Raw genomic sequence first — 13,801 nt, forward strand, 5'->3', positions numbered from 1 at the left:
ACCCCATGGAAGCATCACGATAAAAGGCCACAAGAGAGTCTGCCTCTTGTTGATATATTCTCCGGATTTCGTTGGGTCGTTTCTTATTCATTCTCTATATGCACATAACGCCAGCAATAACCGGCGCAATTGGAGCGCAGCGGAAATTGCGTCCGGGTTGATTGCATTGTTAGGGCTCGCGGACTAATATGTACGGCATTACCGTACGTAATTGAGGATGCAACAGTGGACACCGTAAGCGTCAACCATTTCCGAGATAAGCTAAAAAGTTTTATAGAACAAGTAATTAGCACACATGCGCCCATTAAGGTAACCCGCAGAAATGGTAAGGATTTTGTCGTTATTAGCGCAGAAGACTGGGAACGTGAGCAGGAAACCTTTTTTGTGCTCCAAAATTCTAGTTTGATGAAACAGATCGCCGAATCAGCCCGCACGCATGCGGAACGCTCCGGGTACACGCCAACGGATGAGGAAACTAATGAGATCCTTGGTGTTTGAAGGTAATACATGGGCCATCTATGAAGAACTTAGAACGCGCGATAAACGGTTGCACAAAGCGCTTTGTGTCATCTTGAAGGAAATGCTCCGCAATGATCCGGCCACCGGAACAGGTAAACCTGAGGCCCTTCGCCAAAACCTGTCAGGTTTTTGGTCGCGCCGACTTAGCCAGAAGGACCGTGTAATATACAAATTCGACGACCAATACATATATATTTTCGCTATCGGTGGGCACTACGATCAGTTCAAGCCCTAACGTGCGAGCTTAAGGGCGCGCCGCTTGCGGCGCGTCCCTTGGAGCGTAATGTTAGGCATCGGTGTCATTGTTGCTGCCGACACTGGCGCGGCAAATACTTGTCTGGTATCTCTTGGCTCATACACTTCCAAGTAATTTGGTTATTTGTATCAAGTGATGGCACCAGTAGCAGTTCTTGGCCTTTAATAGGAGCGGTAGCCATCGTAATGCTCACAATCCCATTTTGACTATCGACAGCAATGTTCTTCACTGAGGAGGGAAGTGATGCTGTAAAGCCAGCTACATCCAAACTACTCGGAACTGATTGATGCTGGTAATAATATTGAGCGATGGATTCGGCTGCGGAATTACCGACATAAGCAGCTTCTGCAAGACGAGCGCGTGTTGTGTAGTCTTGATATGCGGGAATAGCAATTGCGGCCAAGATGCCGATAATGGCAATAAAAGCTAATACAAGAACGATAATTAGAGCTACGTTGCTTGTGCCACCTTTTCCAGAAAGCTCCCCGAGCTGTCTTTGCATGTCGTGAGACGACGCTTTAGCCTCTATGATCTTTTTATTGCAATGTTGGTAATACAAGGTATTCGCGTATAAAGGGGGGGAGCAAGAATATACCTGCCAAATATAAGAGATATCCAAAACCAATCACCGCATCCGCAGCGTTACCAGCCATCGCACCAATAATTCCTAGTGGAATCATTACAAGATAAGGCAAGAAGAAATATATGAGCGCATTGCGCCACATCTTTCTATAGAGGAGCCAGTAAAACGTTATAAAGAAGGCTGGCCAATGCCATGAAACCCCTGTCTTTCCATCGTTCTCAAAATGCTGAAAAATACGTAAGTAATAACTTTGATTCTTAGGGCCTATCGCGGCTTTATAAAACTCTTCCGGATTCCCTGACACTTTTGTCCCTGCATGCGCGTTAGGTGCTTCTTGACCAATTTGAGGCAGGGTAAAACCACAGCCTGAACAAAATTTCGCAGAAATATCGCTTGAGTTACCGCATTGTGGGCAAAACACATTTTTCTCCTTGCTATTTGTAGAGTGCCGTGTTCTCGCGGCCTAACGTCTAGGGTAACCTGCCCACCAAAGCGGTAAGCCGATAGGCGCACCGCTTTGGTGGGTCAGGTTGACCCACATGTTAGCTGCGCATTCATAGAGTTTGACATTAACCCCTGGGGTTGTCGTATACCACCAGTTTTCGACGACTTTGAATGAAAATATGAGCCGTGGTTTGGCCGTAGCTTTGCCTATGCGATGCTCAGCTCTTTGAATACTTCAAACCAACTTGATACGGGGCGAAGGCCAAACCACACTGCGCTTTGATGGCGACGAACCTTGGATCACGACGATTCGGCATGAGATCATAGGTTTTGGCTTGGCCGTAGCAATTCTATTGCGTAACTCCACACCTTGAAAAATCAACATCAGCCTGATGCGGGGCGAAGGCCAAGCCACACAGCAACTTAGAGACGACGCCTTTGGATCGCAAATCTAATGGTTCCAAATTCCGGTTGTATTACCTTTCGCTTGCCCGTACTGTATTTTTCTAGCGGCTAACGCCAGCCATAACCGGACCCAAAAAGCGAAGCGCAGCGTAGCTTTTTGGGGTCCGAGTTTATGGCATTGTTAGGCGCAATCATCGCAATTATTTTTAACTTGCTCTTCAAGAATTTCAATTTCTTCTGATAAGCGCCTCATATGCCGATTATGTTTTTCTCGATCATATTTACCCTCTACGTCTTCAGGTGTGGCAATACCACCATGCATTTTTAAGTAGTCCACAATCATTTGGTGACCTTCATCGATTGCCACATCTAAAGGCGTAAAATCATATTCTCCACGTTGATTTACTTCAATTCCATTTTCAACCAAAAGTTTTGCTGCTTCATAATCCCCCCAATAACACACGCAATGAAGAGCATTATCTCCAAGTTCGTTTACGTCGTTGATGGTATCGAATTTGACGTATCCATGATCTGGCGTGCTCTGGACTTTCATTAGTAATTTTCGCAGCTCTTCATTCATCTTGATGCGCCTAACGCCAACCATCAGCGGCGCGCGCCTTTGGCGCGTCCGCTGGATGGTTTTGTTAGCCTCTTTTCAATTCTTTAGGCAAAAAAGCATCAATTTCATCATCTGAGAATGTCATATCCTCATTGTGTTTTAAGGCTTCTTGAGCTTTTCTGTACGCTTGAAAGGTCGTGCTTGGTGCGCCGACATAAACAGCGTGCAATTCCTCAACCAACGAATCACGCTCTTCTTGCAATGCCTCTAGAGGCTTCTCTCCAATAGCTAAGTCTGTAATCAAAGACAGGTATTTCTCTCGAATGAGCCATATGTCATTTGCGGATTGTTTATGCTTCTGTGCAAGTTCGCCTAGGTCATAATTCTTCGTATATGCATTTAATACAAGAAGACTCGTTGACACTAACACCCCGAACCCTGCACCAACTTCGCCCGCACCAAAAAATGCGGATACAAATCCGCCGGTTGTTATTGCTGATAAAACTATTTGCCATATTTTGATCGTAGAAAGGCGATCAAGAAGGATGTCTGCGCACTTCTCATGCGTTTTGTGTGAGTATACAACTTTACCAAATGACTCTCTGAGCTGGCCTTCAAGCACTCTTCGAGACTCTGGGGAGTCATTAGTCTGGGAATGACGTTCCAAAGATTTCTCTCCATTTCTGTTTCGCAGACCACTCCTTTTTAGGAGTGGCCGTTTCATAACCTATAGCATCGACTGAGATGTTGTAGCAACGTTTTGCTTTATACTGAAACAACCCCTTCCCATATACATACTGACTACTGCCCGGCGCCTTCCAATAAACTTGTTCGGCGCTTTGTTCAGACATCCATTTGAAAAAGTCTCTACACATAAAATCGTAGTACAAATACGATTTATCCCGGTGTTCGTAATTCTCTATAAACTGATAAGCGAGTGTATCTAAAAGTAGCCCGCCAATTGGCACTTCCCATTTTCGCTTCCATGCCCGCATCATTCGACAGAGTGGAATTAGATTTCTGTTGCATAAAATATTTCGGTTCTTTATTGCTTGGATCTCTGGCTTCGGATTTGTGGTTTTCCATGTACCGCCGCCATTTGAATCAGGGTATGTGTAACTACCTGCCTGATTGGTAAATACCGGTACCACCTCAAAAGTAATGCCATCTTGGAAGCTTACTACAACAACCTGCCCATCCCCACCGATGTTTGAAGTAGAGTAGGTTTTTTGCATTGACGTTCTGACTGCTTGAAGCAACGCAGATTGCCCGTTTCCGCTGTACGCATTGTATTGATGATAAAGAGCAGAAGGCAGCTCAAACACTATATCGAGATCGCTAAATCCACGAATCGCAGTGTTTCGGCCATAAGACCCAACATACAAGCTGTGCGATGTATCCGATGTAGTACTCCAAAAGTCGGTATTTAAACGGCGTGAGATCGCCTTATACCGAGTGGATATGGTGCCTCCGTCCTGAATCGTCAGGTTTGAGCAGAACCCACTAAACCAATCCGCTAATCCCACGTTTTCTCCTTATATGGCTAACGCCCAAGCTCACCGGCGCGCGCCTTTGGCGCGTCCGGTGTAGCGCCGTGTTAGGCGCAGATTCTTAATCATATGGACTATATATGTCTAGGCCTAGAGTTATGCCCCTTTTGCCTAGTGCTAGCATAGACCCAGGCGAAAGCTCCATTCCTTCATTGTAGCTCTCCATAGATAATGTACATATTATGTCTATATTGTATTGCTCTCTTAACATGTTCCAAACTTCAATGTCACTTGATACTCTATTAATGATGTAATAAACTTGCTTGTCTAGATTTTCTGGAGATTCGTCTTTCGCATCAAATCTCCACATTCCCTGCCTATAAATACTGCGTATCTCTTTGTTTTTTGTATGTCTAGTATCGCCTTTCCTACACGAAAACGTCGGATTGCACCCAAGCTGTTTTGTAATCTCGTCTGGTTGGACAGACTCACCAATGATCCTAAGGGCTGCCGTCGATTTACTTATTTGTGGCATAGCTATCTTCTGCGCCTAACGTTCAGGTTAACCGGCCCCGGACAGGCGGCGCGGATGAAGCGAAGCGGAACCGCGCCGCCTGGCCGGGGTCCGGTTGAACCTGCTGTTGGGCCAGGAGCCCAGGGGTAGACCGCGACTACTTCGGGTAGCCTCCCGGCGACTACGACGGGCGATCAACGCGCGTGCGGGCGCACGCCCGCGCGGTAGTCGTCGTCTTTGTCTTCTGTCTATAACCGTGTCTATTGTGGTGGGCCAGAATGGCCCTCCCCTCCCTGGGCCAAAACAGCCCACCCCCCCAGGGCCAAAACAGCCCAGGGCCGGAATAGCCCGCCCCGCGCTTCGCCGTCAACGGAGTGGGCGGGAGGGTAGTGCGAAGACGAGCACTACCCTGGGTAGCGGGAGGAACGAGCGCTACCCAGGGTAGTGGGAGGATGAACACTACCCGGAGCCCGCGGAGTAGGCGAGGCGCTCCCGGCGCATGGATGCGCCGCAGGGAAGGACCACGAAGGGGCGCATGGACGCGGCCCGGCCATCCGCCACAAATGAGCCCGGCGCGGGCTTTGCCGAGCGCCTGAGCTGCCCGCTGCTGAGGTGCTGATGCAAAGCCCGTGACGGGCGGACCCTGCTACAGCGACGAACGCCGGACTCTTCCGGGCCTTCCGCCACTTCCGGCCCCTCCACTGGCGCGGCGATTGCCGGGCGGGCGCTGGCCGTCTTTTGGCCTGCGCTCGACCTGCAAGCGACGTGACAGCATCACCGCCCCCTGAATCTCCCGCCCTCGATCTCCACTCCCGCCCCGGTGCGATCTCCACCACACAACCCGTACACAAGGGATTCTGACACTCCGGGTTGTTTTCTCGGTACTCCCGGTACTTAAACCCTCCCGAGTAACGAGCGTGAACCGAGGCCTCCAAGTGGGGGCCGTCACACACGGCACCCTAATCAACCAAAATACGGCGGCGACTGCGGGATCAAAGCCCGGCCAAATGACGCGCTGAGAAGCCGCTGAGCGCGTTTGGATGGCTACCCGGTAGTCAGGCATTCCCTAGCCCCTGATCCGCGCTCAGGTGGCGAGCCTGGGTGTGCCAGCCCAACGCCCCAAATGAGAGGTTTGAGAACCGCCCTGACAGCGGGCAACTCTGTTTGAGCTACCACAAGACCTTGACCGGAAGTACTTTGATAGCATTGCCACGCGGTTCTCAAATCCTTCTCCATTTGGATTGTTATCACGGCTTCTCTTTCCCCGTTATTTGTATCTTCTCACACAATAAACTTTGCTACGTTGACTTCATGCTTCAATTTTTCTAATTTATGAGTGATACCAAGAAGGTCAAAACGTTCTTTATACACGATTATTCAATATCCATGAGATAGGAGCGATAGGCAATTGAAAAGATTTCTTGTGAAACACGGTATCCTTTTTCCTTTTCGACAAAATTTTTATCATATTCATTGGCCTCATTTTCGTCAATATGATACACATCGCTCTCCTGATATATCCATGTATGTTCTGCTAAGATCCCGTCTTGTAACTCAAGAGCAAGCATCCCATAGGGATAATATCCCCTACTATCAGCAATATTGAAATCCTTTGCACTCTTAAATCCATGTTTACAATAATTATGGGGATCACCAAGTATGACGATGGCATGTCGCCCCTGTTCCCTTGCAAGCTCTTTGGAATGCTGAATTAAGGCACTTCCGACACCTTTTCTCTGATACGCGGGCAAGACGCTAATGGGGCCAAAGCTGACAATCTCTAATTGTTCTCCGCGTTCATTGTGCAACCACGCTTGGGTATACATGATATTGCCAACAATTGTCCCATTCTCTTCTGCAACAATATCCAGTTCTCGAATGAAATCTTGGTGATGCCGCATTTTGTGAACCAGATAGTGTTCAGTACAGCCAGGACAGTATAAATTCCAAAATGCTTCTCGTGTCAGATCTTCAACGATTTGATAATCCTTTTCTTCTTCGTTTCTCAAAATGATATTCATATTTTCCTCTTCCTGCTCGGTGATTTGATAGAGATGTGATAACAGTGAAATAGACTGACATCTTCCAGTATTGTGCTAGACTGCAATCAGTCTAGCATAGAATTTCGAGAGTATGACTAATTTCCACAAAACCTCGCCGACCACGCTTCCGGAACGCAGAGAAACGGGTCGGCCATCGAGTTGGGATCGGTATCTGTCGGTGCTGGAGGCGCAACGCATCCCTGAGAATCAGCGTCGCTGGTATATGGTGCGGGCAGAGGCCTTTGTGGCCTTCGTCAAACCGGCGCGGATGACGGAGGTGGAATCGGAACAGGTGGTGGCATTTTTCCATCGGCATTCCCTCGAACAGTCGTTGTCTGATTGGCAGTTTCGCCAAATGGTGGAGGCGGTGCAACTGTTGGTGATTGATTTGGCCGACAACAGGGCCTGTCGTTCGCTGGATTGGGATTATTGGAAGGAAGCGGGGCAGGCATTGGCGGTCGATCACCCCACGATGGCTCAGGCGGTGCACCCCGAGGCACTTGTTTCTGCTTTGCCCCGGTATCAGGCTTCTGCGGATCAACACGAACCGTTAAAAACGTTGGCCCATTCGTTGCGGGCGCGTCGCTATTCCCTTCGCACCGAGCAAACCTACGTCGATTGGTGCCATCGCTTTATCCTGTTTGTACGTCCAAAGAGGATGCAGGAGTCTTCGGCTCAGGATGTCGAGGCGTTTCTGGCGCATTTGGCGGTGGAACGACAGGTGGCGGCCAGTACCCAGAACCAGGCATTGAATGCACTGGTGTATCTATTTAAGGAGGTACTGGGGCGGCCCTTGGCGGATTTGCAGTTTGGCCGGGCCAAGCGTCCACCTCGGTTGCCGGTGGTGCTGAGTCGTGATGAGGTGCGCGCCCTGCTTGCAGAACTTTCAGGTGTCTATGGGCTGATGGCACGGTTGATGTACGGCACGGGAATGCGTTTGATGGAGTGCGTACGCCTGCGTGTTGGCGATGTGGATTTTGGCAATGGTCGAATTGTGGTGCGCGATGGCAAGGGTGGCAAGGATCGGGTCGTGCCTTTGCCGGAACGCTTGGTCGAGGACTTGAAGCGGCATCTGCAGGACGTGCGTGGGCTGCATGAGGGAGATCTAGCGGTTGGCGCGGGGACGGTTTATTTACCCGATGCCCTGGCGAGAAAGTACCCCAACGCGCCCCAGGAGTGGATTTGGCAGTATGTATTCCCCAGTTCACGGCTGTCCACAGACCCCAAGTTGGGCAAGCTGCGTCGCCATCACCTACATGAATCGGGTCTGCAGCGGGTGATCAAGGCGGCGGCTATGCAGGCGGGTATCGCCAAGCGGGTGAACAGCCACGCCTTGCGCCACTCGTTTGCGACCCATCTGTTGGAGGCCGGTTACGATATCCGTACCGTGCAGGAATTGTTGGGCCATGCCGATGTATCCACCACCATGATCTATACCCATGTGCTGAATCGGGGTGGGGTGCCGCCGGTGCGTAGCCCGGTGGATGAACTCTAGGAGCCCAAAAAAAGGCCCTCTCGCGAGGGCCTTCGATGATAGCGACGGGCGTTAAGGCTGTCGTTACTTGTTGGCGAGGTCATCCAGCTTCTTGGCGCGGATGATCTGGCCGTCGAGGGCGCTGTCTTTGGCGTTGCGGCCGAAGGCTACGTCCATCAGCTGGGCGTAATAGACCACCGGCATGTCGAACTTGGTGCCATAGGTCGCGTTGATCTGGTCTTGGTAGATCTCCACGTTGGCCTGACACAGGGGGCAGGGGGTGGCGATCATGTCGGCACCGTGGTCGTAGGCGGCCTCAATGATGCCCTTGATCATTTCCTGTGACTTTTGCGCCTCGGAGAAGGCCAGGGCGCCGCCGCAGCATTGCACCTTTTTTTCATAGGTGGGGATGGAGTCACCACCCAGGCTATCCACCAGGTGGTCCAGGTAGAGGGGGTTTTCGTAGGACTCGCCGGCGATGCCGAAGGGGCGGTTGGTCTGGCAGCCAACGTAGCCGGCGACCTTGATGCCGCTGAGCGGTTTCTTGACCTTGGCCTTGATGGCATCGTAGCCGATGTCTTCCACCAGAACCTCGGCCATGTGTTTGATCGGGGTCTGGTTGGTCAGCTTGAGGCCGGCCTCGGCCAGGGCGGTGTTGGCCTCGGCGAACAGGCTTTGATCGTCGTTTAGGCGTTCGTGCGCCTCACGGGTGGAGAGCCAGCAGGCGGCGCAGGTGGCGACTATGTCCTGACCGGCGTTGTGCTGCTCGGACAGGGCGATGTTACGCGCCGACAGGGTCAGGCGGGGCAACACACCCCCGCCGCCGTAGCCGATGGAGGCGGCGCAGCAGTTCCAGTCCGGGATCTCGTTGAGCTGGACGTCGAGTTCCTCGCACATGGTCTTGACCGAGACCATGAGGTTGGAGGAGGAGGCACCTGTCTGGGAGGAGCAACCGGGATAAAAAGAGTATTCACGCTTAGCCATTTGCTACCTCACTTGCCGTTTTTAAGGCGCGCTTCTTCCAGTTCCTGCGCCTTCTGGATCATTTTCTGGAAACCGCCAACGTCCTTGAGGCTGTGACCACCTAGGATTTCCATGGGGCTCATGCGCTTGGCCTTCATCATGTTCTGGCCCAGCTTCTGGTTGGCCAGGGCGTTTTTCACCCCTTGGCCGAAGCCGTCCTTGAAGTACAGGGACAGGCCCAGCTTGAGCTCGTTGACTCGGCCCTTTTTCATCATGTTGTCCCAGAACATCTGCGAGAACTGCTGGGTCGGCTGGCCCTTGGGCGAGAGGCCCAGGCGCTTGGCGTAGTGGGCCAGGCCGTGCATGATGTGGGTGATGGGCACCTCACGCGGGCAGCGCACGATGCAGTTGTAGCAGGAGGTACACATCCACATGGAGTCGGAGCCGAGCACCTCGTCACGCTGGCCGGCGCGGATCATCATGAAGATCTCCTGCGGCGGGTGCGACCAGTGCTTGCCCAGGGGGCAGGAGCCGGAGCAGACGCCGCACTGCATGCACATCTTCACCCATTCGCCTTCTTCCACGTTCGCTTCGACTTCCTTGAGAAAGTCGTTGCGGTACTTGTCGATCATTGCGGAATTCATGTCGCTCATGTCGATTCCCCCTTAGAACTTGAATGGACTTTGGCCGATCTTTTCGATCGTCGCGGCCATGTCGTTGATCAGTTGCGGTGCCCGCTGGATGTCGGTGATGGCGACATCGTAGTGGACCACGCGCTCGGGTTCGAGGTTGAGCGAGGAGAGGGTGTCGCCCACCTTGCTCATGCGCTCGGCGGCCATGGCGGAACCACGCACGAAGTGACACTGGTAGTCGTCATCGCGGCGGCAGCCCATGAGCACCACGCCATCGTAGCCCGAGTTCATCGAGTCGGTGATCCAGGACAGGCTTACCGAGCCCAGGCAGCGCACCGGGATGACGCGGGCCCAGGGGGTGATCTCGGTACCGGACAGGGCGGCCTGGTCCAGCGCCGGGTAGGCGTCGTTCTCGCAGGCGAGCACCAGGATGCGCGGCTTTTCGTCGAACTCGTCGGGGATTTCACAGTTCTTGATCTGCTGGTTGACCGTCTCCACCGAGTAGTTCTCGAAGGAGATGACGCGCACCGGGCAGGCCCCCATGCAGGTGCCGCAGCGACGGCAGCGGGCCTCGTTATACACCGGGAAGCCCTTTTCATCCTCGTTGATGGCACCGAAGGGGCATTCCACGGTACAGCGCTTGCACTGGGTGCAGCCCTCCTTGCGGAAGGTGGGGAAGCTGAGATCCCCGGAGCGCGGATGGGCAGCGCGACCCTGGGCGGCGTTTTCCGCCGCCTGAATCGCCTTCATGGCGGCACCCATGGCGTCATCCTTGGCCTGCTGTATGTCCATGGGACGACGCACGGGACCGGCGGCATAGATGCCGGTGCGGCGGCTCTCATAGGGGAAGCAGATGAAGTGCGAGTCGTTGAAACCATGCCTCAGGTGGGGCAGGTCGGTGCCCTGCCGGTACTGTAGATTGAGAATGGACGGCGGTGCCACTTCCAGGGCCTTGCGCAGGGTTTCCTTTTCCTCAGAGCCTTCCTCGGCTTCATCGAAGGCCAGCTGGGCGTAGGGATCGGGGCCGGAGTTGGCCACCATGCCGGTGGCCAGGACCACCAGATCGGCCTCCAGGCTGTCGTCCTGATCCAGGATCAGGTCGCGGATCTTGACCTTGTTGCCCTCCAAGCCGGACACCGTCGCCTTGCGGAAGGTGACCATCTTTTGCTGGCCGGCGCGGTAGAAGTCTTCACCGGCGGCACCTGGGGTGCGCAGGTCATCGAACAGTATGGTGGTCTCGCAATCCGGGTTCTGATCCTTGAAGTAGATCGCCTGTTTGATGCTGGTGGTACAGCAGAAGCCGGAGCAATAGGGCAGCTTGCCCTTTTCGCTGGAACGCTGACCGGCGCACTGGACGAAGGCTACGCTACTGACGGCCTTGCCGTCGGAGGGGCGCTTGATCGGGCCGCCCTCGGCCTGTTTGGCCAGGCGTTCAAGCTCCAGATTGGTGATTACGTCCGGGCTCTTGCCGTAGCCCAGTTCCGGCAGTTGGTTGGCGTCATAGGGGGTGAAGCCGGTGGCCTGAACAATAGCGCCAAACTCGGCGCTGCTGGTGGAGCCGGACTCGGTGGCGATCTCCACCTTGAAGCGACCGGGGGCACCGTCGGTGCTGGCCAGGGTGCTGTTCAGATGCACGCTGATCTGGTCGTTGGCCTCCACCTGGGCGATCAGTTCGGCCACGTCGTTGTCGATGGGCTGCGGCAGATCGGCAGTGCGGCTGTTGCTGGTGCCCAGGGGGGCGGCCCGGTAGGGTGTGCGCTTGTGCAACTGGGCCATGTGGCCGCCGAGGGTGCCGGATTTCTCCACGATGGTGGTGGGATAGCCCGCCGCCGCCGCCTCCAGGGCAGCAGTCATGCCAGCCACGCCGCCGCCGACCACCAGGATGTTTTTATTCAGGGATTGCTCGCCGGAGGGCTGGGGGATGTTCATCGCCTTTAGCTCGGCGCAGGCCATGCGGATGTAGTCATCGGCCATGTCCTGTGTGGTCTCGCGGTTTTCGTCGCTATCCGGTCGCAGCCAGATGACGCCTTCACGCAGGTTGGCGCGGGTCATGGCGACATCGGCAAAGCTGAAGGCCTCCACCTTGGCGCGGCGCGAGCAGGCACCAATCATGATGTGGGTGGCACCCTCGCCGATGTCATCCTGGATCATCTTCACGCCTTCGGCGTTGCACAGCATGGGGTGCTGCTTGGCCTCTTGCAGCTTGCCATCACGCTTGGCGGTGGTCTCCAGCTGAGCGGCATCCAGGCGCTCGCCGATGCCACAGCCGGTGCAGATATAACCTACTAGTTTTTTGTCAGCCATGGATTAACCCTCCATTCCAGCAACGCGGTTGACGACTTGTACGGCGCGCAGGGCGGCACCGGTGGCGTGTTGCACCGAACGGTTCACGTCCAGGGCATCCGAGGCGCAACCGGCGGCGAACACGCCGCCGTTTTCCGCCACCGGCTCGATGAAGCCCTCGCGGTTGAGGACGATCTCCACCGGGAAGCTGTCGGCACTCACGCTGGGTTCCATGCCGACCGCCAGCACCACCAGATCGTGGGCATTGGCGTAGCGCTTATAGCCCTCGGTATCCACGCCGTTGAGCACGGGGTTGCCGTCCTTGTCCTGGGTGACCGAGGCCACCTTGGACTTGATGAAGGTGACGTTGTCCTTGGCCTTGACCCTTTCGTAGAAGTCCTCGAAGCGGTCGATGGCGCGGATGTCGATGTAGTAGATGCTGACGGCGGCATCTTCATAGGCATCGGTGACGTAGTGGGTCTGCTTCAGCGAGGCCATGCAGCAGATGCGTGAGCAGTGGTAGAGATGATTGCGGTCACGGGAACCGGCGCACTGGATGAAGGCGACGTTCTTCGCCTCCTTGCCATCGCTTGGGCGAATCAGCTTGCCGCCGGTCGGCCCGGTGGGGTCGGCCATGCGCTCGAACTCGACGTTGGTGATGACGTTGGCGAAGCGGTCATAGCCATAGGGCTGAATCTTGGCAGCGTCATAGGGCTGCCAGCCGGTGGCCCAGACCACGGCCCCACAGGGGATGGTCAGTTCCTCTTCCTGCATGTCCAGCTCGATGGCGTCGTATTTGCAGGCGGCCTTGGCCTTGTCCGCATCCGGCGTGCCGATCATCTGCGGGTCGATGACATAGCGCATGGGGTGGGCCATCTTGTGCGGCAGATAGGCCCCCTTGTGCTTGCCCAGGCCGTAGTTGAATTCGTCATCGAATTCGGCCTCCACGGCGCGCTCGCAATCACCGCAGCCGGTGCAGTTGTCGTTGACGTAACGCGGGCTGAGCCGGATGGTGGCGCTGTAGTTACCGGCCTCACCGCTGAGGTTGGTCACCTCGGCCAGGGTCAGGATGGTCAGATTGGGGTTCATCTTGGCGCGACGCTGGTTGATCTCCAGTCCGCAAGTGGGGAAGCACAGCTTGGGAAAGTACTTGTGCAGTTGGCTAACACGGCCACCCAGATAGGGGCGCTTTTCAACCAGGACGACCTGCTTTCCGGTTTCAGCGGCTTCCAGAGCAGCGGTCATACCGCTGATGCCACCACCGACCACCAGAATGGTCTGATTGGTTGCGACTATATCCGTCATGGTGATCCTCCGTCGCGGATTATGGGATTCAAGGCTTGCGTTCCGGCGGCGGGGGAGTACAATCCCGACTAACTTGCTAAGTTATTATCCGCAGGGCCGCAAACGAACGGCTATTTCAAGAGCGGGCAAAGATACACGCCTTCGGGGTCCGCTGCCATAGCCAATTAGGGCTAGTGCCTATCGAATTTACCAATATGCGGATAGATGGGCCGTATTGCCAAATGCGGCTGGATCGTCTTTTTGTCTCTGTCAGAGGCCTCCCGGCGCGTCCCCTGCGACAAGCTCGGGATGGCACTCGGGCTTGCGCAGGACAGCCAAAGTCCATTTGATCA

General features: G+C 54.5%; 14 protein-coding genes. 3 read left to right on the forward strand and 11 right to left on the reverse strand.

Going from position 1 to position 13,801, the window contains the following annotated elements; genetic code table 11:
- Positions 1-225 precede the first annotated feature (225 nt).
- Together D5125_11340 and D5125_11345 are read left to right on the forward strand one after the other, a co-directional pair.
- Positions 226-498, forward strand: a complete 273-nt coding sequence (locus D5125_11340) for a type II toxin-antitoxin system Phd/YefM family antitoxin (protein ID QFY90027.1) — start codon at positions 226-228, stop codon at positions 496-498.
- Complete coding sequence (locus tag D5125_11345) at positions 479-754, forward strand: Txe/YoeB family addiction module toxin (protein ID QFY90028.1); 276 nt, start codon at positions 479-481, stop codon at positions 752-754. The genes D5125_11340 and D5125_11345 overlap by 20 nt, the downstream gene beginning before the upstream one ends.
- Positions 755-818: 64 nt before the next feature.
- On the opposite strand, the gene D5125_11350 is transcribed toward D5125_11345, so the two are convergent.
- The 7 genes from D5125_11350 to D5125_11380 form a co-directional block, all read right to left on the reverse strand.
- The gene (locus tag D5125_11350; GenBank protein ID QFY90029.1) at positions 819-1,277 is read right to left on the reverse strand and encodes a pilin; all 459 of its coding nucleotides are present in this window, start codon (positions 1,275-1,277) and stop codon (positions 819-821) included.
- A gap of 34 nt (positions 1,278-1,311) precedes the next feature.
- Positions 1,312-1,779 (reverse strand): DUF2628 domain-containing protein, encoded by a 468-nt coding sequence (locus D5125_11355; protein ID QFY90030.1) that lies wholly within the window; start codon positions 1,777-1,779, stop codon positions 1,312-1,314.
- 609 nt (positions 1,780-2,388) lie between these two features.
- The gene (locus D5125_11360) at positions 2,389-2,787 is read right to left on the reverse strand and encodes an ankyrin repeat domain-containing protein (protein ID QFY90031.2); all 399 of its coding nucleotides are present in this window, start codon (positions 2,785-2,787) and stop codon (positions 2,389-2,391) included.
- A 64-nt stretch (positions 2,788-2,851) separates the two neighbouring features.
- Positions 2,852-3,490 carry an SLATT domain-containing protein gene (locus D5125_11365; GenBank protein QFY90032.1) on the reverse strand — a complete coding sequence of 213 codons (639 nt, stop codon included), beginning with the start codon at positions 3,488-3,490 and terminating at the stop codon, positions 2,852-2,854.
- Positions 3,411-4,292 (reverse strand): nucleotidyltransferase, encoded by an 882-nt coding sequence (locus D5125_11370; protein ID QFY90033.1) that lies wholly within the window; start codon positions 4,290-4,292, stop codon positions 3,411-3,413. Before D5125_11370 ends, D5125_11365 begins: the two co-directional genes overlap by 80 nt.
- 85 nt (positions 4,293-4,377) lie before the next feature.
- Positions 4,378-4,791, reverse strand: coding sequence for a DUF4279 domain-containing protein (locus tag D5125_11375; GenBank protein ID QFY90034.1), 414 nt, complete (start codon positions 4,789-4,791; stop codon positions 4,378-4,380).
- A 1,352-nt stretch (positions 4,792-6,143) separates the two neighbouring features.
- Entirely contained in the window at positions 6,144-6,791 is a 648-nt protein-coding gene (locus D5125_11380; protein ID QFY90035.1) for an N-acetyltransferase, read from the reverse strand.
- A 244-nt stretch (positions 6,792-7,035) separates the two neighbouring features.
- Between D5125_11380 and D5125_11385 the strand changes: the two genes are divergently transcribed.
- Positions 7,036-8,307, forward strand: coding sequence for an integron integrase (locus D5125_11385; GenBank protein ID QFY91140.1), 1,272 nt, complete (start codon positions 7,036-7,038; stop codon positions 8,305-8,307).
- Between the two features lie 63 nt (positions 8,308-8,370).
- On the opposite strand, the gene D5125_11390 is transcribed toward D5125_11385, so the two are convergent.
- The 4 genes from D5125_11390 to D5125_11405 form a co-directional block, all read right to left on the reverse strand.
- On the reverse strand, positions 8,371-9,270 hold the full coding sequence (locus D5125_11390; protein QFY90036.1) for a CoB--CoM heterodisulfide reductase iron-sulfur subunit B family protein: 900 nt from the start codon (positions 9,268-9,270) through the stop codon (positions 8,371-8,373).
- An 8-nt stretch (positions 9,271-9,278) separates the two neighbouring features.
- Complete coding sequence (locus tag D5125_11395; protein ID QFY90037.1) at positions 9,279-9,902, reverse strand: 4Fe-4S dicluster domain-containing protein; 624 nt, start codon at positions 9,900-9,902, stop codon at positions 9,279-9,281.
- Positions 9,903-9,914: 12 nt separating this feature from the next.
- Positions 9,915-11,777 (reverse strand): hydrogenase iron-sulfur subunit, encoded by a 1,863-nt coding sequence (locus D5125_11400; GenBank protein QFY90038.2) that lies wholly within the window; start codon positions 11,775-11,777, stop codon positions 9,915-9,917.
- A 411-nt stretch (positions 11,778-12,188) separates the two neighbouring features.
- Positions 12,189-13,469 (reverse strand): CoB--CoM heterodisulfide reductase iron-sulfur subunit A family protein, encoded by a 1,281-nt coding sequence (locus D5125_11405; GenBank protein ID QFY90039.1) that lies wholly within the window; start codon positions 13,467-13,469, stop codon positions 12,189-12,191.
- Positions 13,470-13,801 lie beyond the last annotated feature (332 nt).

The organism is gamma proteobacterium SS-5, assembly GCA_009497875.2.
Classification (GTDB): Bacteria; Pseudomonadota; Gammaproteobacteria; order Chromatiales; family Chromatiaceae; genus Magnetovirga; species Magnetovirga frankeli.

Excerpts from the sequence above, each read along its gene's own strand:
- D5125_11380 (QFY90035.1), bottom strand. The coding sequence starts at position 6,791 with ATGAATATCATTTTGAGAAACGAAGAAGAAAAGGATTATCAAATCGTT.
- D5125_11405 (QFY90039.1), bottom strand. The coding sequence starts at position 13,469 with ATGACGGATATAGTCGCAACCAATCAGACCATTCTGGTGGTCGGTGGT.
- D5125_11345 (QFY90028.1), top strand. The coding sequence starts at position 479 with ATGAGATCCTTGGTGTTTGAAGGTAATACATGGGCCATCTATGAAGAA.
- D5125_11350 (QFY90029.1), bottom strand. The coding sequence starts at position 1,277 with ATGCAAAGACAGCTCGGGGAGCTTTCTGGAAAAGGTGGCACAAGCAAC.
- D5125_11390 (QFY90036.1), bottom strand. The coding sequence starts at position 9,270 with ATGGCTAAGCGTGAATACTCTTTTTATCCCGGTTGCTCCTCCCAGACA.
- D5125_11360 (QFY90031.2), bottom strand. The coding sequence starts at position 2,787 with ATGAATGAAGAGCTGCGAAAATTACTAATGAAAGTCCAGAGCACGCCA.
- D5125_11365 (QFY90032.1), bottom strand. The coding sequence starts at position 3,490 with ATGAAACGGCCACTCCTAAAAAGGAGTGGTCTGCGAAACAGAAATGGA.
- D5125_11385 (QFY91140.1), top strand. The coding sequence starts at position 7,036 with ATGGTGCGGGCAGAGGCCTTTGTGGCCTTCGTCAAACCGGCGCGGATG.
- D5125_11375 (QFY90034.1), bottom strand. The coding sequence starts at position 4,791 with ATGCCACAAATAAGTAAATCGACGGCAGCCCTTAGGATCATTGGTGAG.
- D5125_11395 (QFY90037.1), bottom strand. The coding sequence starts at position 9,902 with ATGAGCGACATGAATTCCGCAATGATCGACAAGTACCGCAACGACTTT.